The sequence below is a fragment of the Streptomyces kunmingensis genome (assembly GCF_039533535.1).
GTDB lineage: Bacteria > Actinomycetota > Actinomycetes > Streptomycetales > Streptomycetaceae > Streptomyces > Streptomyces kunmingensis.
This window is the reverse complement of the sequence record NZ_BAAATS010000006.1, coordinates 673,509-698,894: the sequence shown is the minus strand read 5'-3', so window position 1 is coordinate 698,894 and position 25,386 is coordinate 673,509. Positions and strand designations below refer to the sequence as shown.

Below are 25,386 nucleotides of genomic sequence, written 5' to 3'. Positions count from 1 at the left end.
CCCAGAGCGGGCTCTAGGACCCGCCTCGCGTCGGCCCCCAGAGCCGGGCTCTACGGCACCCGCGCCGTCCACTCCCGCGTGCCGAACTTCGTACGGACGAGTTCCTGCGCCCGGGCCAGTTCCGCCTCGCTCACTCCGCCGTCGGTCAGCCCGTAGCGGCCGCGGAACGAGTCGATCATGCGGGCGATGACCTCTTCGCGGGGGAGTCCGGTCTGCCGTCGCAGCGGGTCGACGCGCTTCTTGGCGCTCTTCGTGCCCTTGTCGGACAGCTTCTCGCGGCCGATGCGCAGCACCTCGACCATCTTGTCGGCGTCGATGTCGTAGGACATGGTCACGTGGTGCAGCACGGCGCCCGCGCCCGCCACGATCCGCTTCTGGGCGGCGCCCGCGACCTTGCCGACGTCCGTGGCGATGTCGTTGAGCGGCTGGTACCAGGCCTTGATGCCCATGTCGGCCAGCGCGCCGAGCACCCAGTCGTCGAGGTAGGCGTACGAGTCCTGGAAGGAGAGGCCCGAGACCAGGGACTCGGGGACGGCGAGCGAGTACGTGATCGTCGACTTCGGTTCCGCGAACATCGCGCCGCCGCCGGAGATCCGCCGCACCACGGTGACCCCGTGCCGGGCCACGCCCTCGGCATCCACCTCGTTGCGCAGCGACTGGAAGTTGCCGATGATCACGGCCGGGCGGTCCCACTCCCACACCCGCAGGGTCGGCGGGCGGTGTCCGAGCGCGACCTCCTCCGTCATCACCTCGTCCAGCGCCATGTGGAGCACGGGGGACTGCGGGGCGTCATGGACGAGCTGCCAGTCGTAGTCGCGCCAGTCGGTGGCCTGGGCGAGCGCGCGGCGCACGGCCGTGGCGACGCCGTCGGTGGTCAGGCCGAGCATGGCGGTGCCGGGCGGCAGCGCCGCGTCGACGCGGGAGGCGAGCGTCGCCTGGTCCGCGTCGGCCGGGGCGCCTTCGAGCGAGGCGTTGATCGCCAGGAGCGCGTCGTCCGGTTCCAGGAAGAAGTCGCCCGCCACCCGGACATCGCGCAGCACGCCGTCCGCCACCTCGACGTCGACGACGACGAGCTTGCCGCCAGGGATCTTGTACTCGCCGTGCACTGTGCGCCGCCTTCCGCCCCGGACTGTTCCGAGCCCGCGGCAGTCCCCGGTCCGCCGGCCGTTCCCGGTCCGCGGACGCTGCCGAATCCGTAGAGCTTCCTCGATGCGGTCAACGCTATCCGCATGCCGGACATTCCGGTTCTCGACCGCCCGTCCGCCTACCCGTCCCGTCATCCCTTGACACGTCATCACATCTCCCGCATCGTCCCCCAGCGTCCGCACCGCGCACGGCATCGGGCAGGCCGCCCCCTCGGCGGCAGGTCACCTTCCGGAGGAGCGACATGATGGACCGGCACCGCGAGATCCCGCACACCATCGAGGTCCGCGGGCCTGATGTCACTCGCCCCGCGGTGAGGGAGTTCGTGCGCGGCGCCGCCTGGTGGGCGCCGGACGGGCGGCCCGTGCGCGCCGACCCGGCCGACCGGGACCGGCTGCCCGCCGACACCTGGGAACGGGCCCGGATGCCGGCCGGGGTGCGGCTGCGTTTCACGGCGCGCGGCGTCACCGCGGTCGAGGTCGCCTACGAGGCGCAGGAGCCCTCGGAGGCGGACGGCCGCCGCGGGATGCCGCCCGTCTTCACGGTGATCGGCGGCGTCGATGTACGGGCCGACCCGGGCGCCCATGTCGCACGGCTGCCGCTGCCGCGCCCCGACGGCACCTACACCGTGCAACTCCCCGAAAGGCTGCGGCCGTTGATCCGGGACCTTCGCGTGCGCGGCGACGGAACGCTCGAACCGGCACCGCCCCGCCCGCGCTGGCTCGTGTACGGCGACTCCCTCGCGGAGGGCCGGGCCGCCACGCGCCCGCACTTCACCTGGCCCTCCGTCGCCGGACGGGCGCTCGGCGTGGAGGACGTGAACCTCGGATACGCGGGCGCCGCCCGAGGCGAACTCGCCTCCGCACAACAACTCGCCTCTCTGAAAGCCGACTTGCTGACCATCGCGTTCGGGACGGACTGCTGGTCCCGGACACCGCATTCGGCGCCGCTGCTGTACGAGACGCTCCGCGCGTTCCTCACCGTCGTCCGCGCCGGCCACCCGTACGTCCCGCTGCTCGTGCTCTCCCCGGCGCTCCGGCCGGAGGCCGAGGCGGCCCCCAACGAACTCGGCGCCACCCTGGCCGAGTTGCGGGACGCGGTCGAGCGGGCCGCGCGCGATGCCGTGGACGGGGGCGACAAGCGGCTCGTCCTGCTGCCCGGCCGCGACCTGCTCACCGCGGAGCACCTCGTGGACGGCGTACATCCGGGCGACCGCGGCCACTTGCTGCTCGCGCGCGCGGTGGCGGAAAACCTCGCGGGCAACGGCAGCCTCACGGACGGAATTCCGTAAGGGCCTTGACTAATGCCTGTTCGAAGTCGAAGGATCCGTTACCGCACGCCAGTGGCTTTCTGGTGGAACATGTTCGCTTCGAGGGGACCCGCTCATGCCTGTCACCCGCAGAACCGTGCTGGCCGCGGGCGCGGCCACCTCCGTCGCCGGCGCGCTCACCGCGCCGGCCGCGCACGCCTCCGAGCGCATCGGGGCCGCCGAGCGCACCGGGACCGTCGGGCGCCGCACCGTCGAGCTGACCGACGGCTGGCGCTTCGCGCTCGTCGACCCCGGCGGGATCGCCGATCCGACTGGTGCCTACACCGACGCCGAGCAGCCCGGATTCGACGACACGCACTGGCGCACGGTCGCGGTCCCGCACGACTGGAGCATCGAGCAGACCCCCACCACCGAGCACAACACCACCAGCGGCACGGGCTTCCTGCCGGGCGGTCTCGGCTGGTACCGCAAGACGTTCACGGTGCCGCGCGGCTACGCGGGCAAACGGATCTCGGTCGAGTTCGACGGCGTCTACATGGACGCGAACGTCTACGTCAACGGCACGCTCGTCGGCAACCACCCGTACGGCTACACCGGTTTCGCGTACGACATCACGGACCTCGTGCACACCGACGGCCGCACCCCCGACGTCCTGGCCGTCGAGGTCCGCAACCGGCTGCCCAGCAGCCGCTGGTACTCGGGCAGCGGCATCTACCGCCATGCCCGGCTGGTGGTCACCGAGCCGGTGCACGTCGAGCGCTGGGGCACGTTCGTGACGACGCCCGGCCTGGCCGCCACGCTCGACAAGGGGTACGCGACGGTCGACGTGCGCACCACGGTCGTGGGCGAGACCGGCGCGGCGCGGGACGTCACCGTCGTCTCCACCGTCCGCGACCCCAAGGGGCGACGCGTCGCGCGGACCGAGTCCGTGCTCGAGGGCGTCACGGCGGCCGGACCGGGCACCTCCCACGACCGCCTCACCGTGCGGAACCCGCAGCTGTGGTCGATCGAGACGCCGGAGCACCGGTACACGCTCGTCACCGATCTGCGGGTGGACGGCCGCACGGTCGACACGTACCGCACCCGCTTCGGCATCCGCCACGCCGTCTTCGACCCCGAGGACGGGCTCTCGCTCAACGGCACCCACACGAAGATCAAGGGCGTCGACCTCCACCACGACCTCGGGGCGCTCGGCGCGGCCGTCCACCCCGATGCCGTGCGGCGCCAGCTGCGGATGATGAAGAGCATGGGCGTCAACGCCCTGCGCACCTCCCACAACCCGCCCGCGCCCGAGGTGATCGAGGCCTGCGAGGACCTCGGCCTCATCATGCTCGTGGAGGCCTTCGACTGCTGGCGCACCGGCAAGAACACCTACGACTACGGGCGCTTCTTCGACGAGCACAGCGACGCCGACATCGCCGAGATGGTGCGCGCCGCCCGCAACTCCCCGGCCGTTCTGATGTGGTCGATCGGCAACGAGATCCCCGACTCGACCCGCACCGAGGGCATCGCCATCGCGCAGCGCCTCGTCGACGCCGTCAAGGCGCTCGACGCGACGCGGCCCGTCGTCATCGGCTCCGACAAGTACCGCTCGCTGCCCGCCGTCGGATCGCCCGCCGATCTGATCCTCGGCAAGCTGGACGGCCTCGGTCTCAACTACAACACGGCCGTCTCCGTCGACGCGCTGCACGCCCGCTACCCGCACCTCTTCCTCTTCGAGTCCGAGTCGTCCTCGGAGACGTCGAGCCGGGGCACGTACCAGGAGCCCCAGCACCTCAACACGGGGGAGAACCACACGCCCGGGCGGCGCGCCACGTCCTCGTACGACAACAACCTCGCCTCGTGGACGATGAGCGGCGAGTACGGCCTGAAGAAGGACCGTGACCGGCGGTTCTTCGCGGGCGAGTTCCTGTGGTCCGGCATCGACTACATCGGCGAGCCCACCCCGTACGACGTGTTCCCGGTGAAGGCGTCGTTCTTCGGCGCGGTCGACACCGCCGGGTTCCCGAAGGACATGTACCACCTGTTCCGCAGCCAGTGGTCGGACGAGCCCATGGTGCATCTGCTGCCGATGGACTGGACGACGCATGAGGACGGGGAGGAGGTGGAGGTGTGGGCGTACGCGAACGTCGCGGACGTCGAACTCTTCCTCAACGGCCGCTCGCTCGGCGTGCGTTCCTTCGACGAGAAGAAGACCGTCGACGGCCGGGCGTACCTGGAGACGACGGAGGCGACCGGCGACGACAAGACCGTCACCTCCGGCGCCTACCCGGGCAGCTACACCAGCCCGAACGGCAGCGCGGGCAAGCTGCATCTGACGTGGAAGGTGCCGTTCGCGCCCGGCGAGCTGAAGGCGGTGGCGCGGCGAGGCGGCAAGACGGTGGCGACGGACGTCCTGCGCACGGCCGGGAAGGCGCACGCCGTGCGGTTGACAGCCGACCGCAAGTCCGCGGCCGCGGACGGGCGTTCGCTGGTCTTCGTGACGGCCGAGATCGTCGACGCGCGCGGCGTGGTCGTGCCCGACGCCGAGCACCTCGTCGAGTTCACCGTCGACGGCGGGCACCTGGCGGGACTCGACAACGGGCGGCAGGAGAGCGCCGAGCGGTACCAGGCCAGTACGCGCACCGCCTTCCACGGACTGGCGCTCGCCATGGTCCGCTCGGGAACGAGGCCCGGCGCGCTCACCGTCACCGCGCGGGCCGACGGACTGCGCTCCGGCAAGGCGTCCGTACGGGTCACCGGGCCGGCCGGCGCGCCGGTCACCCCGACCCGGCCCTTCACTCCCGACCCGGGCCCCGACGCACCCAAGTACCCGCTCGCGGACGCCAGTTACTCCGGCGCCACCTCCACCCTGCCCGCCGCGATGCTCGACGGTGACGCGGCCACCCAGTGGTCCAACGCCTTCCAGAAGGCCGCCACCGCCCTGCTGCCCGCCTTCGACGGAGCCCGGCCGCGCGACTGGGTCTCGGTGGAGTGGGAGGAGGAGCGGACGATCGGCCGGGTCGAGATCTCCTTCACCGTCGACGCCCGGCACACGCTGCCCGAGACGGTCGCCGTGTCCGTGTGGGACGGCAAGCGGTACGTCCCCGTGCCCGACGCCGACATCGAGTGGGCCGCGGCGTCCGGCGAGCCGACCGTCATCACCTTCGACGCCGTCCGCGGCCGACGGCTCCGGCTCGACATCGTCAGCGGCCGTCCGGGCACACCCCAGGGCGCGGTCGGGATCAGCGCGCTGGACGTGGCGCAGTCGTGACCCAGCTCCTCGACGTAGACCCCGCGTGGCTGCCCGACGAGGCGCTGCGCGCGGTCGGTACGCGGCCCGTCCAGGTCCTCGGCGACGGGCCGCTCGTCGACACCGTGCGGCACGAAGTCGCCGCCGCGCACGCCAAGTTCGCCGCCGAGGCGGGACACAGCGGCGCCGTCTCCTGCGACCTGTTGCTGCGGATCGCCGACGGCGGTGACGCGGGGCCCGAGGGCTTCACCCTGGAACGTGACGGCTCCCGCACCACCGTCGCCGCCACCGACCCGGCCGGGCTCCTCCACGGCTTCTTCCATGTCGTACGGCTCGGCGACGCCGCGTTCACCGCCGCGCCCGCGCAGACGCACCGGCCCGCACTCGCCCTGCGCATGCTCGACCACTGGGACAACGTGGCCGTGCACCCCGTGATGGGGCAGGTCGAACGCGGCTACGCGGGCGGCTCGCTGTTCTGGCGGGACGGCCGGGCGCGCGGCGACCTCGCCCGGGTACGGGCCTACGCGCGCCTCCTCGCCGCCTGCGGCATCAACGCCCTCGGCGTCAACAACGTCAACGTCCACGAGACGGAGGCCCACCTCCTCACCGACCGCATCGACGAAGTAGCGGCCATCGCCCGGGAGTTGAGCCCCTACGGGATCCGCGTCCACCTCTCCGTCAGCTTCGCCGCGCCCGTGCTCCTCGGCGGCCTCGACACCGCCGACCCGCACGACGCCGCGGTCCGCGCCTGGTGGCGGGAGGCGGCGGAGCACGTCTACACGCACATCCCCGACTTCGGCGGCTTCGTCGTCAAGGCCGACTCCGAAGGGCAGCCGGGGCCCTTCGCCCACGGCCGCAGCCACGCGGACGGCGCCAACCTCCTCGCCGACGCGCTCGCCCCGCACGGCGGCACCGTCCACTGGCGGGCCTTCGTCTACGACCACCGCCAGGACTGGCGCGACCGCACCACGGACCGGGCGCGCGCCGCCTACGACCATTTCGCCCCGCTCGACGGCCGGTTCAGGGACAACGCGATCCTCCAGGTCAAGCACGGCCCGATGGACTTCCAGGTCCGCGAGCCGGTCTCCCCGGTGATCGGCGCCCTGTCCCGCACCCGCGTCGCCGTCGAGCTCCAGGCCACCCAGGAGTACACCGGGCAGCAGCGGCACGTCTGCGCGCTCGCCCCCGCATGGTCCGAGGTGCTGCGGTTCCGGCCCGACGGGGCCGACGGCCCGGACATCGGCCGCCTCGCCCGCGGCGGCGGCCTGGTCGCCGTCTCGAACGCGGGAGACGATCCGTTCTGGACCGGCCACCCCCTCGCCCAGTTCAACCTGTACGCGTTCGGCCGCCTGGCCTGGCAGCCCGACGCCGACCCCGACGCACTCCTCGACGAATGGATCGAGCTGACGTTCACGCCCGACCGCTGCGCCGACCCGGCGCGCCTGCGGTCCGGACTGCGGGCCGTGCTGCGCGACTCGTGGACGACGTACGAGAAGTACACCGCGCCTCTCGGCAGCGGCTTCATGGTGCAGCCCGGGCACCACTACGGTCCCGGTATCGACGGCTACGAGTACAGCCCCTGGGGCACCTATCACTTCGCCGACCGCGACGGCATCGGCGTCGACCGCAGCCTGGCCACCGGGACCGGTTACGCCGCCCAGTACGCCAAACCGTGGTCCGAGACGTACGAGACCCCCGAGAGCTGCCCGGACGAACTGCTCCTCTTCTTCCACCACGTGCCCTACGGCCATCGTCTGCACAGCGGCAAGACGGTGATCCAGCACATCTACGACACCCACTTCGAAGGCGTCGAGGAGGTCGAGGCCGCGCGGCGGACCTGGCAGTCGCTCGCGGATCTGGTGGCGCCCGCCCGGCACCGGCGAGTGGCGGAGCGGTACGAGGAGCAGCTGCGCGGCGCCCGTGAGTGGCGGGACCAGGTGAACAGCTACTTCCTGCGCAAGTCCGGGGTGCCGGACGCGGGCGGGCGCCGCATCCACTGAGACCCTCGCGGGAGGGTCACTCCAGGCGGAGCAGCACCACGCCCAGCGGGTCGAGGACGAGCGGCTCGCCCTTCTCGTAGCGCTTGCCCGTCAGCACGTCGGTGCCGGTCGCGTGCGCGGTCAGCGTCGCCTCCGTGCCGGCGTGGTTGAGGAGGAACAGCAGCCGGGTGCCGTCCGGCGTGACACGGGCCGACGTCTCCACACCGGCCGCCGCCGCGTCCGCGTACGGGCCGGTCAGCCCGTGCCGCGCCAGCACCCGGCGCACCACCTCGTCGGTGCCCGCGTCATCGAGCCGCGTCGCCACGTACCAGCCCTCGCCGCCCCGCTCGCCGAAGCGGTTGCGGGTGACGGCGGGCGTGCCCGCGTAGAAGTCGGACAGATAGGTACCGACCTGCTCGGCGCCCACGGGGACGACGATCTCGAAGACCAGCCGGGCCGCCACCTCGTCCGCGCCGAGCCGCACGCGCCCGGTGACGCCGGCGGGCCGTGAGTCCCACTCGTCGACCCGTACGCCCATGAGCGGCCCGAGCGGGCCCGGCACATCGGCGAGGAACGCCCGGTCGTGCTCGTCGCCGCGCGCGGACAGGAACGTCGTCAGCACGGTCCCGCCCCGCTCTGCCACGGCCTCCAGACGGGCCGCCAGATCACCCTTGACCAGGTGCAGCACGGGCGCGAGCACCACGTCGTACGGATCCAGGTCCGCGGTGACCGGGACGACATCGACGTCCGCGCCCGCCGCCCGGGCCGCCCGGTAGTAGTCGTGCACCACGTCGAGGTACTTCACGAGCCGCGACGGGCCGTCCGACATCTCCAGCGCCCACCAGCTGTCCCAGTCGAAGAGCAGCGCGGTGCGGGCCGGGGTCCGGGCGCCGAGCGACAGCGCCCCGGCCTCCGCCAACTCCCGTCCCAGCTCGGCGACCTCCCTGAACACGCGGGTGTCGTCGCGGCCCGCGTGGCCGATCACCGCGCCGTGGTACTTCTCGCACGCGCCGCGCGAGGCCCGCAGCTGGAAGTACAGGACGGCGTCCGCGCCGTGCGCCACCGCCTGCCAGCTCGCGAGGCGCAGCTCGCCGGGCCGGCGCAGCGGATTGACGTCGCGGCACGCCGTCGTCGACGGAGTCTGCTCCATCAGCCAGAACGGGGCGCCGTCCTTCAGGCCGCGCATCAGATCATGGGCCAGCGCGGACCGGGTCGGTGGCGCGTCCAGCGGCGGATAGCTGTCCCACGACGCGAAATCGAGGTGCGGCGCCCAGCGGTGATAGTCGAGGGGCCGGAACATGCCCATGAAATTGGTGGTCACGGGGGTGTGCGGGCTGTGTTCCCGCACGGCCTCCTTCTCGGCGAGGAAACAGCCGAGGAGCGCGTCCGTGGTGAACCGGCGGTAGTCGAGCGTGAGGCCCTGGAAGGCGGTGTGGTCGGGGCCGCGCCAGTGCTCGGTCAGCGCGCTCGGCGGCTCGATCTCGGCCCACTCCGTGTAGCGGTGCGACCAGAACGTGGACCACCAGGCGTCGTTGAGCGCGTCGAGCGAGCCGTACCGCTCCCGCAGCCAGCCACGGAAGGCGTCGGCGCACAACGTGCAGTAACAGGCGCCCCCGTACTCGTTGTTGATGTGCCAGGCGAGGAGCGCGGGGTGGTCCGCGTAGCGCCGCGCGATCCGGCCGGCGAGCGCGGTGGAGAGCCGGCGGTACGCCGGTGAGCTGGGGCAGAAGTTGTGGCGCTGCCCGTAGCCGTGCCGGCGGCCCTCGAAGTCGGTGCGGTTGACCTCCGGGTGCGCCCGCGCCAGCCAGGGCGGCAGCGCGGCCGTGCCGGTGGCCAGGACGACACGGCGTCCCTCCGCCGCCGCGCGGTCCAGGATCCGGTCGAGGACCGTGAAGTCGTAGGTGTCCGGCGCGGGTTGGAGCAGCGACCAGGCGAAGACGCCCACCGTGAGGGTGTCGATCCCCGCCCGGCCGAACAGCCGGTGGTCGGCGTCCCACACCTCCTCGGGCCACTGCTCGGGGTTGTAGTCACCGCCGTACGGGATCTTGGGGGTCTCGGGCAGGCCGCTCATACGGTGAAGTCCTCCTGGGTCTCGGCGATGATCGGGCGGCCGGTGTGCAGCAGCGACAGGAGCAGCAGCGGCGCGAGCAGCAGGGGCAGCACCTCGGTGGCCCACAGCGTGGCGGCGCCGGCGACGATCAGCAGGCTGGCCGCGCCGAGCGTGGCCCGCCCGTGCCGCAGCAGGAAGTACGCGGCGAGCCGGGCGGTGTCGACCGTACGGAACGTGAACAGGGCGGTCAGGACGAACGCGTGGGCACCCCACAGCAGCGCTCCCGCCCCGACGGCCGCGAGCAGCGCGGCCCACCAGCCGGGCAGCCCGGTCGCCGCGAAGTGCGTCAGTGTGTACGCGATGACCGTCAGCCAGGCGAGCAGCGGCACCCAAATGCGCAGCGCGGCGCGGGAGTTGAGGCGGAGCCCTCGCCAGTAGGCGCGGGCGGGACGCAGCTCGGTGAGGTCGCCGGTGCGGTGGTGCAACGCGTACAGGGCGGCCGCGACACCCGGGCCGACCGGTACCAGGCACACCGCGGCGAGCGGCAGATTTCCCGGGTCGCCGCCCAGGAGGAACAGCCCCACGCCGCCCGGCGCCAGCGTGACAAGGAGCAGGACCTCGACGGTCAGCAGCGTGTGCACGAGCGCGCAGCCGCGCGAGAGCGGGCCTTCGCCGAAGGCGCGGGCGGGGCGCCGGACGGCGCCGGTCATCCGTTCTCCTTCTGGTACCGCTCGTGGGCCTTGTTGTGCAGATCGACCAGCTGCTGCATGTTCTTGGCCTTCAGCTCGGTGACGTAGTCGTCCCATTCGGATATCGGCCGCTTGCCGAGCACGAACGTGAGCAGGCTCTGGTTCACGTGGTCCTTGAGCGGGGTCTCCCACAGCGAGGCCTGCTCCTGCTCCGCGGACTGCAGCGGGTGGGGCGGATCGACCGGCGTCTGCTCGCGCGTGGCCATCGCGTCCTGGAACGCCTTCTCGTCCGGGCCGAACGAGGAGGAGACCAGGTCCCAGCTGCCGCCGTACGTGAAGACGCCGTTGAAGAAGCCGTAGTCCTTCTGCAGATCCTTCGGCGCCTTCGGGTCGGAGCCCATGAGGCTGATGCCCGGCTTCAGCTGGTACTTCCCGCCGGACTGGGTGTACGTGACGCCGTCGACGCCCCACTTGCACAGCTTCTGGCCCTCGTCCGCGTAGAACAGCCAGTCCACGAACTGCAGCGTCGCGACGAAGGTGTCGCTCTTGAGTGCCTCGCTGGAGATCATCACGCCGTTCTCCAGACGGACGCCGCCGAGCACGATCTCCCCGGCCGGGCCGAGCGGCACCGGCACCATCTCGATCTTCGCGCCCTTGACCTGCCGCTCCAGGTTGTAGCGGTAGTTCTGCACCAGCTCCTGCGGGTTGGCGCTGATCGCGAAGGACTTCTCGCCGAGGAGCTTCTTCACCGCCTCGTCGTCGGACTGGGTGAAGCTCTCCGGGTCGACCAGCTTCTCCGCGACGAGCCCCCGCAGGAACTCCAGGATCTGCCGGAAGCCGTCCGTGGCCCCGGTGAAGACGAACTTCTCCGTCTTGGCGTCGTAGCTGATGTTGTCGTACGACCAGCCCGCCCGGATCCCGTACGCCTGGCCGAGGTAGCTGAGCAGGGCGGCCGCGGGGAAGACGGTGTTGGTGCTCCACCGGTCGGTGAACGGGTAGCGGTCCGGATACTCCGCCCTGAGCGCCTTCAGAACCTCGTGCACCTCGTCCCACGTCGTCGGCAGGCTCACGCCGATCTTGTCGAGGACGTCCGTGCGGAAGGCCATCGAGTAGCCGGCCTTGGGTTTCTCGTGCAGGCCGGGGAGCAGGTAGTACTTGCCGTCGGACTGGCGGATCGCATCCAGTTCCGGCTGGAGGTTCCAGCGTTTGACCTTGTCCCGGAAGTTGGGCATCAGGTGCACGTACTCGCTCACCGGCAGGATCGCGCCCGACGACACGAACGCGACCTCGGAGGGGTGGTACGTCTTCGGGATCAGGAACGGGGCGTCCCCGGAGCCGATCAGCAGGCTGCGCTTCTTCTCGTAGTCGCTCAGCGGCACGTCGACCGGTTCAAGGGTGACACCGGTGCGCCGGGTGACCTCCTTCCAGAACAGCCAGTCCTTCTTCGTCGGGTACACCGGGTTGTTGTTGTGCAGCAGCGACAGGGACAGCGCCTTTGTCGCCTTGAACTGCTCGCCCGCGCGGTACGTCCTCATCGCGCCGTCCTGCTTCTTCGACAGGTCCTTGGCGTCGCCGCCGTCCTCGCCGCCGCCGCATCCGGTGAGGGCGGCGAGACCCGCGAAACCCGCGGCGGCGAGCAGGGACCGTCTCGACAACTGGCCGTGATTCGACACATGAACTCCCTTGTAAGGAACGCCTGTTGCTGGGGGTCAGCCCTTGACCGCGCCGAGCATCACGCCCGAGACGAAGTACCGCTGCACGAAGGGGTAGAGGGCGAGGATCGGCAGCGCCGTGAGCACGATGGTCACCGACTGGATGTTCGCGGCAGCCTGCGAGAGCTGATCGGTCGCGGCGCCGGCGTTGCCGCCCGTGGTGGCGCCCGCGATGAGGTTGCGCAGATAGACGGTGACCGGCATCAGCTCGGTCCTGTCCATGTAGAGGAACGCCGAGAACCAGGAGTTCCAGAACGACACCGAGTAGAAGAGCACCATCGTCGCGATGACCGCCTTCGACAGCGGCAGCACGATCCGCAGCAGGATCCCGTACGTGCTCAGGCCGTCGATCTGCGCGGCCTCCTCCAGCTCGGTCGGCAGATTCTCGAAGAAGGCCTTCATCACGAGGAGATTGAAGACGCTGATGGCGTTCGGCAGGGCGATCGCCCAGATCGAGTCCTTCATGCCGAGGCCGGTGATCAGTACGTAGTTGGGGATCAGCCCGCCGGTGAAGAACATGGTGAACACGGCGACGCCGACCAGCAGGCCGCGACCGCGCAGTTCCTTCTTCGACAGGACGTACGCGTAGATCGTCGTGAGGACCATGGCGACGGCGGTGGACACCACGGTGTAGAGGACGGTGTTGCCGTAGCTGCGCCAGAACACGTCGTCCTGGAAGACGATCTTGTACGTGGTGAGGTTGAAGCCCTTCGGCCACAGGGTCACCTCGCCCGCCCGGATCTGCCGCTCCCCGCTGAAGGAGCGGGCGATGATGGTGAGGAACGGATAGAGCGTCACGGCCACGACCAGGGTGAGGATCACCCCGTTGGCGCCCTGGAAGATCCGGTAGCCGCGGCCCGGCCGGTGCACGGAAGCGCTCACCACAGGCTCGTCCCCACGCTCCTGCGCGACAGCTGGTTCGCCGAGGTGATCAGGACGAGGCCGATGACCGCCTCGAAGAGCCCGATGGCGGCGGCGTAGCTGAACGAGTTCGACTCGACACCGGTGCGGTACAGGTACGTCGAGATGACGTCGGCCTTCGAGTACGTCAGCGCGTTGTAGAGGAGCAGGATCTTCTCGAAGCCGACCGCCATGAACGTACCGATGTTGAGGATCAGCAGCGTCATCATGGTCGGGCGGATGCCGGGCAGGGTGACGTGCCAGGTCTGCTGCCAGCGGTTAGCGCCGTCGATCCGGGCCGCCTCGTACAGGTCCTCGTCGATCGTGCTCAGCGCGGCGAGATAGAGGATCGTGCCCCAGCCGGCCGTCTGCCAGACCTCCGAGCCGACATAGATCGTCCGGAACCAGCCGGGTTCCTGGATGAACCGGATCGGATCGTGGCCGAACGCCGTGAGCAGATGGTTGACCGGCCCGTCCGTGGCCAGCATCTGCATCGTGATGCCCGCGACGATCACGATCGACAGGAAGTGCGGCAGATACGAGACCGACTGCACGAACCGCTTCAGCGAGCGGCGCCGCACCTCGTTCAGCAGCAGCGCCAGGACGATCGGCACCGGGAAGCAGAACAGCAGGGTCAGCAGCCCCATCCACAGCGTGTTCCGGAAGACCTGCCAGAACGTGGGGTCGCTGAGGAACATCCGCACATAGCGCAGGCCCACCCACTCCTCGCCGAGGATCGAGCCGCCCGGCTCGAAGCGACGGAAGGCGATCACGTTGCCGATCATGGGCAGGTAGCGGAACACCAGGAAGAACAGGATCGGCAGCACGGCGAGCGAGTACAACTGCCAGTCCCGGCGCAGCGCCTGGCGCCAGGGGCGGCGGCCGGACGGCAGCCGCTCGCGTCGCGCGCGCGGCGGGTCCTGGGAGGTGCCGGGACGGGGCCGCTTGCCCGTCATGGTGGAGGAGCTCATGCAGGGCCTTTCGTCACACGGGCGGGACAGAGGCAGCCGGGCCCGGGCCGGGGGCGGGCCGGGGGCGGGGCCCGGGCAGGGTGGCAGAACCCGGGCCGGGTCGCGGGGCCCTCGCCGGGCAGAAGCATGGCCGAAGCAAGCAGAAGCATGGCCGAGGCAAGCAGAAGCAGGCAGAAGCGTGGCCGAGAACTTCCGGGAATCTTCCGGTAACGTCGCCGCAACCTAGAAGCCGCTCCCGACCCCTGTCAATGGGGCCCGCAGCAACGGGAGTTGACCCCTGCTCCGTCTGTGAGGTGCCTGTGCCCGCCTTCGACCTGCCCCTGGACGCTCTGCGGCGCCATCGACCCGAACTCGACGAACCAGCCGACTTCGACGCCTTCTGGGCCGCCACGCTGCACGCCGCCGAGCACCCCGAACCGCTGATCCGCGCCCGCCCCGCCGACAACGGGCTGCGCCTCGTCGAGAGCTGGGACGTCACCTTCCGCGGCTTCGCGGGCGACCCGGTCCACGCCTGGTACAGCCGCCCGGCCGGGGCGCCTCAACTCCTGCCGGGCGTCGTCGAGTTCGCCGGGTACGGCCGCGGCCGCGGACTCCCGCACGAGCGCCTCACCTGGGCGAACGCGGGCTACGCGCATCTGCTCATGGACAACCGCGGCCAGGGCGACCAGTACGGCAACGGCGGCGCCACCCCCGACCCGCATGCCCAGGCGCCCGGCGGCCCGGGCCCGATCGTGCGCGGACTGCTCGACCCGTACGACCACCACTACCGGCGTCTGATCACCGACGCGGTGTGCGCGGTCGCCGCGCTGCGAGCACTGCCGGGCGTCGACCGCGACCGGGTCGCCGCGGCCGGCAACAGCCAGGGCGGGGGAGTGGCCCTAGCCGTCGCCGGACTCGTTCCGGATCTCGCGGCGGCCCTGGTCACGGCGCCGCTGCTGTGCGGCATCCGGCGCGCGCTCGACCTCACCGACGCCGGGCCCTACGGGGAGATCGCCGCCTACCTCGCGGTGCACCGGGGCGCGGAGAGCGCCGCGTACCGCACGCTCTCGTACGTCGAGGGCGCCTCGTTCGCGCGTCGTGCACAGGCGCCCGCCCACTTCGGTGTCGGCCTGCGGGACACGGTCTGCCCGCCCAGCGGGGCCTTCGCGGCATACCACCGCTACGGCGAGCTGACCGGACAGGACCCCGAGCGGGAGATCCACGCCTACCCGTTCAACGGGCACGAGGGCGGCGACGCGGTGCACGTGCGGCGCCAACTGGCGTGGCTGCGCGGGATTCTGGAGTCCGCGGCCGTATGACTTACGGTTTTCCGGAAAGCCCCCGGAGATCTTCCGGGCACACATGTCGACGGAGGTGGGGAACGTGGCCCGGGAAGGCGCCCAGCGCAAGGCAGCCACGCGGAGCCCGGACGGGCCGGCCAAGGTGACGATCACCGAGATCGCGCGGGAGGCCGGGGTGTCCGTACCGACCGTCTCGCGGGTCGTCAACGGGCGTTCCGACGTCTCACCGGCCACCCGCGCCCGCGTGGAGGAGCTGCTGCACCGGCACGGCTACCGGCGCCGGCCGCCCGCGCCCGGCGACCGGGCGGCCCTGCTCGACCTGGTCTTCAACGACCTCGACAGTCCCTGGGCGGTCGAGATCATCCGCGGGGTCGAGGAGGTCGCGCACGACGCGGGCGTCGGCACCGTGGTCTCCGCGATACACGACCGGGCGGGAGCCGCGCGGCAGTGGATGACCAATCTGCGGGCCCGCGCCTCGGACGGCGTGATCCTCGTGACGTCGGTCCTGGAACCGGGCCTCCACGACGAACTGCGGCGCCTGGGCGTGCCGTTGGTGGTGATCGACCCGGCCGGTTCGCCCGCCACCGAGGCGCCGACCGTCGGCGCCGCCAACTGGGCGGGCGGGATGGCCGCGACGCAGCACCTGATCGCCCTCGGGCACCGGCGGATCGGCTTCATCGAGGGGCCGCCACGGCTGCTCTGTTCACGGGCCCGGCTCGACGGCTACCGGGCCGCCCTGGATGTGGCGGGTGTGCCGGTGGATGACGCCCTGATCGTGCCCGGCGACTTCTACCACGAGTCCGGGTTCACCGGCTGCAACCAGCTGCTCGACCTGCCCGAACCGCCCACCGCGGTGTTCGCGAGCAGCGACCAGATGGCGCTCGGCGCGATCGAGGCGCTGCGGCGGCGCGGCGTCCGGGTACCGGAGGACATGAGCGTCGTCGGCTTTGACGACCTTCCGGAAGTGCGGTGGTCGGCGCCGCCGCTCACCACGGTCCGTCAACCGCTGGCCGACATGGGCAAGCTGGCGGCCCGGTCGGTGCTCGATCTGGCGCGGTCGGTGGAGCCCGCGTCTCCCCGGGTCGAGCTGGCGACGGAGCTGGTGGTCAGGGCCAGTACGGCCGCTCCGCGCCGGACGTAGCGGGCCGCCGCCTCACCGGGGGGTGTCAACTGCCATTCCTGTCAAGGGCGTTGACACCCCCTTCGTGCGTCCGTAACTTCCGTGGCCAGCTCCCGATATATTTCGGTCCACTTCCGGAAGGTGCGCCCATGCCAGCCTCCGAACGAGCTCCTCTGCCCGCGTCCGGTGCCGCGTCAGGTCTGTCCCGCCGCAGATTTCTGGGCACCGTCCCCGTGGCCGGGCTCGGCGTCGCCGTCCTCACGTCCTGCGGGGACTCCGACGACTCCGGGGCCAAGGACGGCTCGGGCCGGACCGTCGTCGAGTGGTGGCACATCTCGACGTCCGAGCCCGCGCGCGGCCTCTGGAACGCCCGGGCCAAAGCCTTCGAGGCGGCGCACCCCGACGTGCGGATCAAGGTCGTGACGCTGGAGAACGACGCGTTCAAGTCGAAGCTCACGGCCCTGACCAGCTCCGGAAAGCTTCCGGACGTCTATCACACGTGGGGCGGCGGCGTCCTGAAGCAGCAGGTCGACGCGGGCCTCGTCGAAGACCTCACCGACTCCGTGAGCACCTGGATCGACACACTGGTGCCCGCGTCCCGCGAGCCCTACGAGTTCGACAAGAAGACCTACGCCGTCCCGAACGACATCGGCGCCGTCGGCTTCTGGTACAACAAGGCGCTCTTCAAGAAGGCCAAGATCGCGTCCCCGCCCACCACCTGGGTCGCCTTCCTCGACACGGTGCGCACCCTGAAAGCCGCCGGGATCACCCCGATCGCGCTCGGCGGCAAGGAGAAGTGGCCCGGCATGTACTACTGGGCGTATCTGGCGATGCGCCTCGCCGGTGTCGACGGCATGCAACAGGCGGCCGAAGCCAAGGACTTCACCGGCGACGCGTTCGTCAAGGCGGGCGAGCACCTCGAGGACCTCGTCGACCTCGCCCCGTTCCAGAAGGGCTTCCTCGGCGCCCCCTACTCCTCGCCGACCGGCCAGGCCGCCACCATGGGCAACGGAAAGACCGCGATGGAACTGATGGGCCAGTGGGCCCCCAGGGAACAGGCCGCCGCGGGCAAGGGCATCGGCGACGACCTCGGCTTCTTCCCGTTCCCCGCCGTCGAGGGCGGCAAGGGCCGAGGCACCGACGTGTTCGGCGGCGGCGGGGGATACGCCCTGCGCAAGGGCGCCCCGCAGGAGGCCGTCGACTTCCTGAAGTACTTCGTCAGCGCCGAGTCCGAGCGCCTCCTCGTCAAGGGCACCGGCATCATCCCGGTGAACAAGGACGCGCAGGACGCGCTCACCGACCCCAACCTCAAGGCCGTCCTGGCCATGCTGAACAAGTCCACCGGCTTCCAGCTCTACCTCGACCAGGCCTACCCTCCGGCCGTCGGCCAGGAGGTCAACGACTCGGTCGCGGCGCTCATCGCCGGCTCCAAGTCGCCCGAGCAGGTGACCCGTTCCGTCACCCAGGTCGCCAAGAGCCAGTAGACGGGTCGGCAGATGACCGACACGACCACCGCCGCGCCGCCGGCACCCGCCGTGCCCCCGGTGCACACCGCGCCCCGTCCGCTCGCCCGCCGGGCCCGCGACTGGCTGACCGCCGTCCTCTTCACGGTCCCGGCCCTCGTCCTGTTCCTGCTGCTCGTCCTCGCGCCGATCCTGTACGCGCTGTACGTCAGCCTCTTCAACTGGGGCGGATTCGGGGCGCCTTCGGACTTCGTGGGCCTGGACAACTTCAGCCGCCTGCTCGACGACCCGGTCTTCCTCGGCGACCTGTGGCGCGGGCTGCTGCTCGTCGCGCTCTCCGTCGGACTGCAACTCCCGTTCGCGCTCGCCATGGCCGTCGTGCTCAACCAGCGGCTGCGCGGCCGCGCCGTCTACCGCATGCTGTTCTTCGCCCCGTACGTCCTGTCCGAGGTCGTCACCGGCGTCCTGTTCAGCATGATCTTCGCGCCCGACAGCGGACTCGCGGACCGGGTGCTCGGCGCGATCGGCCTCGACGGCGTCGGCGGACTCTGGTTCGCCGGCCAGGACACCGTCCTGCCGACCCTCTTCCTCGTCATGACCTGGAAGTACTTCGGCTTCCACATGATGCTCTACCTGGCCGGCCTCCAGGGCATCCCGGCCGAGCTGCACGAAGCCGCCCGCATCGACGGCGCCGGACCCTGGCAGCGGTTCCGGTACCTCACCCTGCCGCTGCTCGGACCGACGATCCGGATGAGCGTCTTCCTGTCCGTTATCGGCGCCATCCAGCTCTTCGACCTCGTGTGGGTGGTGACCCAGGGCGGCCCCGACCACCACTCCGAGACGATGGCCGTCACCCTCTTCCAGTTCGGCTTCAAGCGCTACCAGGTCGGCTACGCCAGCGCGATCAGCATCGCCATGTTCCTCATCAGCCTCGTCTTCGCCCTCGCCTACCAGCGCTTCGTGCTGCGCCGCGACACCGAAGGAGCCCTCACCACGATGCGAACGACCCCCGTGCGAGCGACCGTGAAGCGGGCGTCCCGATGAGGACGACCCCGGCCGCGCGCCGCCGGCTGCGCTCGGTCCCGCTGTACGTGACCGTGTGGCTGGTCGGCGTGGTCATGGTGACGCCGCTGCTCTACGCGCTCGTCTCCGGATTCAAATCCACCGACCAGCTCTCCGACAACGCCTTCGGGCTGCCCTCGCCCTGGGTGACCGGGAACTATACGGCCCTCCTCGGCGACGGCGCGTTCTGGCGGGCCCTCGGCTCCTCCACCCTGATCGCCGTCGGCACGACCCTGCTCACCGTCGGCGCGGCGGCCCTCGCCGCGTTCGCGCTCGCCCGATTCGCCTTCCGTGGACGGGAGTTGCTGTTCACCCTGTTCACGATGGGGCTGATGTTCCCGTTCGCCGTGGCAATCCTGCCCCTGTTCGTGCTGCTGCGCACCTTCGGACTGCTCGACAACCCCTGGGGCGTCATCCTGCCGCAGGCCGCGTTCGGGCTGCCCATGACCATCGTCGTCCTGCGCGGCTTCTTCCGCGCGATCCCCGGCGAACTGGAGGAGGCGGCCACGCTCGACGGCTGCTCCCCGTTCGGCTTCTTCCGGCGCATCCTGCTGCCGATGGCGCGCCCCGCCCTCGGCACCGTCTCGGTCCTCGCCGTCGTCGGCAGCTGGAACAACTTCCTGCTGCCGCTGCTCGTGTTCAGCGACCCGGCCTGGTGGACGATCCCCGTCGGCGTCCAGCAGTTCCAGGGCCAGTACGGCACGGACATGGCACGCGTCTTCGCCTACCTCGTCCTCGCCATGGTGCCCGCCCTCGCCTTCTACGCGGTGGCCGAACGGCAGCTGATCGGCGGCATCACGACGGGCGCCACCAAGGGCTGACGCACCCCTTCACGGCTGACGACGCCGTCGCCGCACACCACCCCGCACCCGAGGAGTTCCATGGTCAAGCCCTGGAGGAGTTCCCTGGTCGAGCCCTGGCAGGACACCACCCTGCCCGCCCACGTCCGGGCGGCGGACCTGCTCGCCCGGATGACCACCGAGGAGAAGACCGCCCAGCTGTCCAGCGTGTGGCTGGGCGCCGAGATCGACACCGGCAGCGCCGCGGTCGCGCCGGGCCAGCACGCCTACGCCGCCCACAGCGCCGTCCTCGACGCCCTGCTGCCGTACGGCCTCGGCCACCTCACCCGCCCCTTCGGCACCGTCCCCCTCGAACCCACGGAAGGCGCGGCCAGGCTGGCCGCGCTCCAGCGGCGGATCCGTGCCGGGAACCGGTTCGGGCTGCCCGCCCTCGCCCACGAGGAGTGCCTGACCGGCTTCGCCGCCTGGCAGGCCACCGTCTTCCCGACGCCCCTCGCGTGGGGCGCCACCTTCGACCCGGCGCTGATCACCGAGATGGCACAGGGCATCGGCGCGTCGATGCGCGCGGTCGGCATCCACCAGGGCCTCGCCCCCGTCCTCGACGTCGTCCGCGATCCGCGCTGGGGCCGCACCGAGGAGGCCATCGGCGAGGACCCGTACCTCGTGGGCACGATCGGCACGGCCTACGTACGCGGTCTGGAGGCGGCCGGGATCGTCGCGACCCTCAAGCACTTCGCCGGCTACTCCGCCTCGCGCGCCGCACGCAACCACGCGCCCGCCCCGCTGGGCCCGCGCGAGCTGGCCGATGTGATCCTGCCTCCGTTCGAGATGGCGGTGCGCGAGGGCGGCGCCCGCTCCGTGATGCCCGCCTACAACGACCTCGACGGCCTGCCCGCCCACGCCCACGTGCCCCTGCTGACCGGCATCCTGCGTGAGCAGTGGCAGTTCAGAGGGACCGTCGTCTCGGACTACTTCGCCCTCTCGTTCCTGGAGTCCGCCCACAAGGTCGCGGGTTCGGCGGCGGACGCGGCCCGGCTCGCCCTCGCGGCCGGCGTGGACGTCGAACTCCCCATCGCCCGCTGCCTCACCGACGCCGAGCACCTTCCCGAGGAGCAGCTCGACCGGGCCGCCCTGCGCGTCCTCACACAGAAGTGCGAGCTCGGCCTCCTCGACCCCGACGAGGAGCCGGCCGCCGTCGACGACGGACCCGTGGACCTGAACCCGCCCCACCTGCGCGACCTGGCGCGCAAGGTCGCGCAGGAGTCCGTCGTGCTGCTCGCCAACGACTCCGGTGTTCTGCCGCTCACCGGCGGACCGCGTATCGCCGTCGTCGGACCGCTCGCCGGCGAACAGGCCGCCATGCTCGGCTGCTACACGTTCCCGCGGCACGTCGGCGTCAATCACCCCGAGCTGCCCGCGGGCGTCGACGTCCCGACGTTCGCCGAGGCGCTGCCCGTGGAGCTGCCGGACGCCGTGTTCGTCGACGATCCGGCGGCGGCCGACGTGTGCCTGGCCGTCGTCGGCGACCGTTCGGGCCTGTTCGGACGCGGCTCGTCGGGCGAGGGATGTGACGCCGAGGACCTCCAACTCCCCTACGAGCAAGGCGCGTTGCTCGACGAGGTGTTCGCCTCCGGTACGCCGGTCGTGCTCGTTGTGCTCAGCGGCCGCCCGTACGCGCTTGGCCGCTGGGCGGACCGGGCCGCCGCCGTCGTCCAGGCCTTCTTCCCCGGCCAGGAGGGCGGCTCCGCCGTCGCGGGCGTCCTGTCCGGCCGCGTCGAACCGTCGGGCCGGCTGCCCGTAGGCGTCCCGCGCACCCCGGGCGGCCAGCCCGCCCCCTACCTCGCCCCGCCGCTGGGCCTGCGCGGCGACCCCAGCAACGTCGACCCCAGCGCCCTCTTCCCGTTCGGGCACGGCCTGTCGTACACGACGTTCGAGTGGTCCGCCCCGCAGTGCGACACCCCCGAACTGTCCACCGACGGCGAGACGACGCTCCGGCTCACCGTCCGCAACACGGGCGAGCGCCCCGGCACCGAGGTCGTCCAGCTCTACCTCCACGACCCGGTGGGCACGGTCGCCCGCCCGGAGATCCGGCTCGTCGGCTACGCCCGGGTCCCGCTGGACGCGGGTCAGTCCGCGCAGGTCCACGCCACGTTCCCGGCGGACCTGGCCGCCTACACCGGCGCCGACGGCCGCCGCGTCGTCGAACCGGGCGCCCTCGAACTGCGCGTGGCCGCCTCCAGCACCCTCGTACACCACACCGTGCCGCTCACCCTGACGGGACCGGTGCGCGAGGTCGGGCACGAGCGCCGGTTGCGGTGCGAGACGCGCGTCAAGTAGCCGGGGGCCGCCCCACGCACGCCCAGCCGTGCCTCCGCAGACCCCAGCCGTCCCTCCGCAGACCCCAGCCGTCCATCGGCAGACCCCATCCAGTCGAGTCGAGGAGATCCACCATGCGATCCACCCCGCGTACTCCCGCACGCCGGACCCGCGTCAGAGCGGCCGGACTCGCCGCCGCCACGGCCCTGCTGCTCGGCCTCGCCGCGGCACCCTCCGCCCAGGCGGACACCCCCCACCACCACCGGACGGCGACGCTCGGCGACCTGGCGGAGCGCACCGGCCGCTACTTCGGCTCGGCCGTCGACAACCCCGAACTCGCCGACACCGACTACGCGGACCTCCTCGGCACCGAGTTCGACTCCACCACCCCCGGCAACGGCATGAAGTGGTACGCCACCGAACCCCAGCGCGGCGTCTTCGACTTCACGGCCGGCGACGAGATCGTCCGGTACGCCAAGGCGCACGGCCTGAAGCTGCGCGGCCACACCCTGCTGTGGCACAGCCAGCTGCCGGGCTGGCTGACCTCCGGCACCTGGACCGCCGACGAACTGCGCGCGATCCTCAAGAACCACATCACCCAGGTGGTGAAGCACTACCGGGGCAAGGTCTTCGCCTGGGACGTCGCCAACGAGATCATGAACGAGGACGGCACGTACCGGGAGAACCTCTTCTACACGACCCTCGGCCCCGGCTACATCGCGGACGCCCTGCGCTGGGCCCGCGCCGCCGACCCCAAGGTCAAGCTGTACCTCAACGACTACAACGTAGAAGGCACCGGCGCGAAGTCGGACGCGTACTACACGCTCATCAAGCAGCTCAAGGCCGACCGTGTCCCCGTCGACGGATTCGGTATGCAGGCCCACCTGGCGCTGCAGTACGGCTTCCCGTACCAGATGGAGCAGAACATCCAGCGCTTCGCGGACCTCGGCCTCGACGTCGCGATCACCGAGCTCGACATCCGCATGATCCTGCCGTACGACGCCACGAAACTGGCCCAACAGGCCGACTGGTACCGGCAGGTGACCGAGGCCTGCCTCGCCGTGAGGCGCTGCGTCGGCATCACGCTGTGGGGTTACTCCGACGGCCACTCGTGGATCCCGTCCACCTTCCCGGGCCAGGGCGCGGCCCTCCCCTGGGACGAGAACCTCCGGCGCAAGCCCGCCTACGACGCGATCCGCTCCGCGCTGGCAGGTACCTGACGTATCGGCGGCAACCTTTCGGGGGGCGTACGGCGACTGCATGCACACCGGCCCGTGTCATCCGGCACGGGCGACCCCCACCCCCCCGACGGAGTGCAGCCGCAGATGAACAACGCCCGCAGCAAGGCCCGGCACCGTAAACGCAGCACCGTCCTCGGCGCGGGAGCGCCGCTCGCGGCGGTCGCCGCCCTCGCCCTCGCCTACGGAGGCGGCGTCCTCGGCGCGGACGGCGGTGACCGGGCCTCGGCCGCCACCGCCGATGCCACCGACACCGCCACCGCGCAGGCCACCGCCTGGGCCGCCGATGTCGCCGACGGCTTCGCGTCCGTCGAGTCCCAGGGACAGAAGGGCACGTACGGCGGACGCGACGGCCGGACCGTGACCGTGAAGACCGCCGCCGACCTGGAGAAGTACGCGACCGCGAGCGAGCCCTACGTCATCGTCGTCGCGGCAGCCATCACCATCAGCCCGGTCGGCAAGGAGATCAAGGTCGCCTCCGACAAGACGATCGTGGGCTCCGGCACCTCGGGACAGATCGTCGGCGGCGGCTTCTTCCTCGGCACCGGCGTGCACAACGTGATCATCCGCAATCTGACGATCCGCGACACCTACCAGGGCACGTGGAACGACAAGGACCACGACTTCGACGCCATCCAGATGGACGGCGCGCACCACGTCTGGATCGACCACAACGACCTGCGGCGCATGGCCGACGGCCTCATCGACGTGCGTAAGGACAGCACGAACGTGACCGTGTCCTGGAACAAGCTCAGCAACGACAACAAGGCCTTCGGCATCGGCTGGACCGACAACCTCGTCACCGACATCACCATCCACCACAACTGGATCCGCGAGACCGAGCAGCGCAACCCGTCCACCGACAACTGCGCCCACGCGCACCTCTACAACAACTACCTCCAGGACGACCCGAACACCGCCATCACCTCGTCCTACGGCAACTACTCCCGGGGCCGGACCAGGATGGTCCTGGAGAACAGCTACTTCCAGGGCATGAAGAACCCCGTCACCAAGGACGCCACCGCCACCATCGAGCAGCGCGGCAGTGTCTTCTCCGGGACCAGCGGCCGTAACGAGAGCGGGGGCAGCGCCTTTAGTCCGAAGGATTTCTACGCGTACACGCTCGACAAGGCGGCCGACGTGCCGGCACTGCTCAAGTCCGGTGCGGGGCCGCGGAGTTCGATCGGTACCGCGGTCTCGGCCAAGGCCGCGGCGGCCACCACGCTGACCGTCGCCAAGGACGGCAGCGGCCAGTACAAGACCGTGCAGGCCGCCGTCGACGCCGTGCCCACGGGCAACACCGCGCGCGTGGACATCCTGATCGCGCCGGGCACGTACCGCGAGACGGTGACGATCCCCTCGAACAAGCCGCACGTCACCCTGCGGGGCACGGGCTCCAGTCGCAAGGACACCGTCATCGTCGAGGGGCACGCCGCGGGGTCGACCAAGCCGGACGGTTCGACGTACGGCACCTCGGGCAGCGCCACCGTGCACGTCCTCGGCGCCGACAGCCAGCTGCGCAACCTCAGCGTCACCAACGACTTCGACGAGGGCGCCAACCAGTCCATCGCCGGGCAGGCCGTGGCCCTGCGCACCAACGCCGACCAGGTCTTCCTCGACAGCGTCATCGTCAGCGGCGACCAGGACACCCTGCTGGTCGACGGCTCCGGCAAGCGCGTCTACATGACGAACTCCTACGTCGTGGGCAACGTCGATTTCATCTTCGGCGGCGCCACCGCCGTCATCGACAAGTCCGTGATCACGCTGAAGAAGCGGTGGAACGGCACGTCCGCCGGGTACGTCGCGGCGCCCAGCACCGCCGCCGCGAACAAGGGCATCCTCATCAACCGCACCACCATCAGCGGTGACGTCACCAACGGCAGCTTCTACCTGGGCCGCAACTGGCACGCGGGCGGCAACGCGGCCCTCGACCCGCAGGCCACCGTCCGCAACTCGACGCTGAGCGCGGCCATCAAGTCGACACCGTGGACGGACATGGGCGGCTTCTCCTGGAAGGACGACCGGTTCGCCGAGTACAAGAACACCGGGGCGGGCGCGGGTTCGGCGAGTGCCGACCGGCCGCAGCTGAGCGACGCGCAGGCCGCGGGGCAGGAGGTCGCCGACTGGCTCGGCGGCTGGACGCCGACCGCCGGGTAGGGCC

Annotated in this window: 17 protein-coding genes; 11 read left to right on the top strand and 6 right to left on the bottom strand. The window is 71.2% G+C overall.

All coding sequences use genetic code 11. The annotated features are described in order from the left end of the window. Positions 1–50: 50 nt before the first annotated feature. Positions 51–1,106 carry a lipoate-protein ligase LplAB gene (lplAB, locus tag ABD366_RS11250; RefSeq protein WP_324773834.1) on the bottom strand — a complete coding sequence of 352 codons (1,056 nt, stop codon included), beginning with the start codon at positions 1,104–1,106 and terminating at the stop codon, positions 51–53. 281 nt (positions 1,107–1,387) lie between these two features. Here lplAB and ABD366_RS11245 point away from each other — a divergent pair, with 281 nt between their 5' ends. The 3 genes from ABD366_RS11245 to ABD366_RS11235 all read left to right on the top strand — a co-directional run bounded on the left by ABD366_RS11245 (position 1,388) and on the right by ABD366_RS11235 (position 7,645). Continuing rightward, positions 1,388–2,434, top strand: coding sequence for a GDSL-type esterase/lipase family protein (locus ABD366_RS11245; protein ID WP_324773836.1), 1,047 nt, complete (start codon positions 1,388–1,390; stop codon positions 2,432–2,434). Positions 2,435–2,528: 94 nt separating this feature from the next. Then, a complete protein-coding gene (locus tag ABD366_RS11240; RefSeq protein ID WP_324773838.1) occupies positions 2,529–5,666 on the top strand; it encodes a glycoside hydrolase family 2 TIM barrel-domain containing protein in 3,138 nt (1,045 codons plus the stop codon). Beyond that, positions 5,663–7,645 carry an alpha-glucuronidase gene (locus ABD366_RS11235; protein ID WP_324773840.1) on the top strand — a complete coding sequence of 661 codons (1,983 nt, stop codon included), beginning with the start codon at positions 5,663–5,665 and terminating at the stop codon, positions 7,643–7,645. The genes ABD366_RS11240 and ABD366_RS11235 overlap by 4 nt, the downstream gene beginning before the upstream one ends. 16 nt (positions 7,646–7,661) lie before the next feature. On the opposite strand, the gene ABD366_RS11230 is transcribed toward ABD366_RS11235, so the two are convergent. Genes ABD366_RS11230 through ABD366_RS11210 form a run of 5 tightly spaced genes read right to left on the bottom strand, consistent with a single transcriptional unit; the run spans position 7,662 to position 13,946 of the window. Then, a complete protein-coding gene (locus tag ABD366_RS11230; protein WP_324773842.1) occupies positions 7,662–9,695 on the bottom strand; it encodes a beta-galactosidase in 2,034 nt (677 codons plus the stop codon). Further along, entirely contained in the window at positions 9,692–10,384 is a 693-nt protein-coding gene (locus ABD366_RS11225) for a hypothetical protein (RefSeq protein WP_324773844.1), read from the bottom strand. The genes ABD366_RS11230 and ABD366_RS11225 overlap by 4 nt, the downstream gene beginning before the upstream one ends. Then, a complete protein-coding gene (locus ABD366_RS11220) occupies positions 10,381–12,036 on the bottom strand; it encodes an ABC transporter substrate-binding protein (RefSeq protein ID WP_324773846.1) in 1,656 nt (551 codons plus the stop codon). Before ABD366_RS11220 ends, ABD366_RS11225 begins: the two co-directional genes overlap by 4 nt. Positions 12,037–12,072: 36 nt before the next feature. Beyond that, entirely contained in the window at positions 12,073–12,945 is an 873-nt protein-coding gene (locus ABD366_RS11215; protein ID WP_324773872.1) for a carbohydrate ABC transporter permease, read from the bottom strand. Positions 12,946–12,953: 8 nt separating this feature from the next. Beyond that, positions 12,954–13,946, bottom strand: a complete 993-nt coding sequence (locus tag ABD366_RS11210; protein WP_324773848.1) for an ABC transporter permease — start codon at positions 13,944–13,946, stop codon at positions 12,954–12,956. Positions 13,947–14,245: 299 nt separating this feature from the next. Between ABD366_RS11210 and ABD366_RS11205 the strand changes: the two genes are divergently transcribed. The 8 genes from ABD366_RS11205 to ABD366_RS11170 all read left to right on the top strand — a co-directional run bounded on the left by ABD366_RS11205 (position 14,246) and on the right by ABD366_RS11170 (position 25,382). Continuing rightward, a complete protein-coding gene (locus ABD366_RS11205; RefSeq protein WP_324773874.1) occupies positions 14,246–15,244 on the top strand; it encodes an acetylxylan esterase in 999 nt (332 codons plus the stop codon). Positions 15,245–15,287: 43 nt separating this feature from the next. Continuing rightward, positions 15,288–16,367, top strand: a complete 1,080-nt coding sequence (locus tag ABD366_RS11200) for a LacI family DNA-binding transcriptional regulator (RefSeq protein ID WP_344441576.1) — start codon at positions 15,288–15,290, stop codon at positions 16,365–16,367. A 128-nt stretch (positions 16,368–16,495) separates the two neighbouring features. Then, entirely contained in the window at positions 16,496–17,830 is a 1,335-nt protein-coding gene (locus tag ABD366_RS11195) for an extracellular solute-binding protein (protein ID WP_324773852.1), read from the top strand. A 12-nt stretch (positions 17,831–17,842) separates the two neighbouring features. Next, the gene (locus ABD366_RS11190; RefSeq protein ID WP_324773854.1) at positions 17,843–18,853 is read left to right on the top strand and encodes a carbohydrate ABC transporter permease; all 1,011 of its coding nucleotides are present in this window, start codon (positions 17,843–17,845) and stop codon (positions 18,851–18,853) included. Then, positions 18,850–19,692, top strand: coding sequence for a carbohydrate ABC transporter permease (locus tag ABD366_RS11185; RefSeq protein WP_324773856.1), 843 nt, complete (start codon positions 18,850–18,852; stop codon positions 19,690–19,692). Before ABD366_RS11190 ends, ABD366_RS11185 begins: the two co-directional genes overlap by 4 nt. A 60-nt stretch (positions 19,693–19,752) precedes the next feature. Further along, a complete protein-coding gene (locus tag ABD366_RS11180) occupies positions 19,753–22,008 on the top strand; it encodes a glycoside hydrolase family 3 N-terminal domain-containing protein (protein ID WP_324773858.1) in 2,256 nt (751 codons plus the stop codon). 113 nt (positions 22,009–22,121) lie between these two features. Beyond that, entirely contained in the window at positions 22,122–23,207 is a 1,086-nt protein-coding gene (locus tag ABD366_RS11175; protein ID WP_324773860.1) for an endo-1,4-beta-xylanase, read from the top strand. A gap of 105 nt (positions 23,208–23,312) precedes the next feature. After that, positions 23,313–25,382 (top strand): pectinesterase family protein, encoded by a 2,070-nt coding sequence (locus ABD366_RS11170; RefSeq protein WP_324773862.1) that lies wholly within the window; start codon positions 23,313–23,315, stop codon positions 25,380–25,382. Positions 25,383–25,386: the final 4 nt, after the last annotated feature.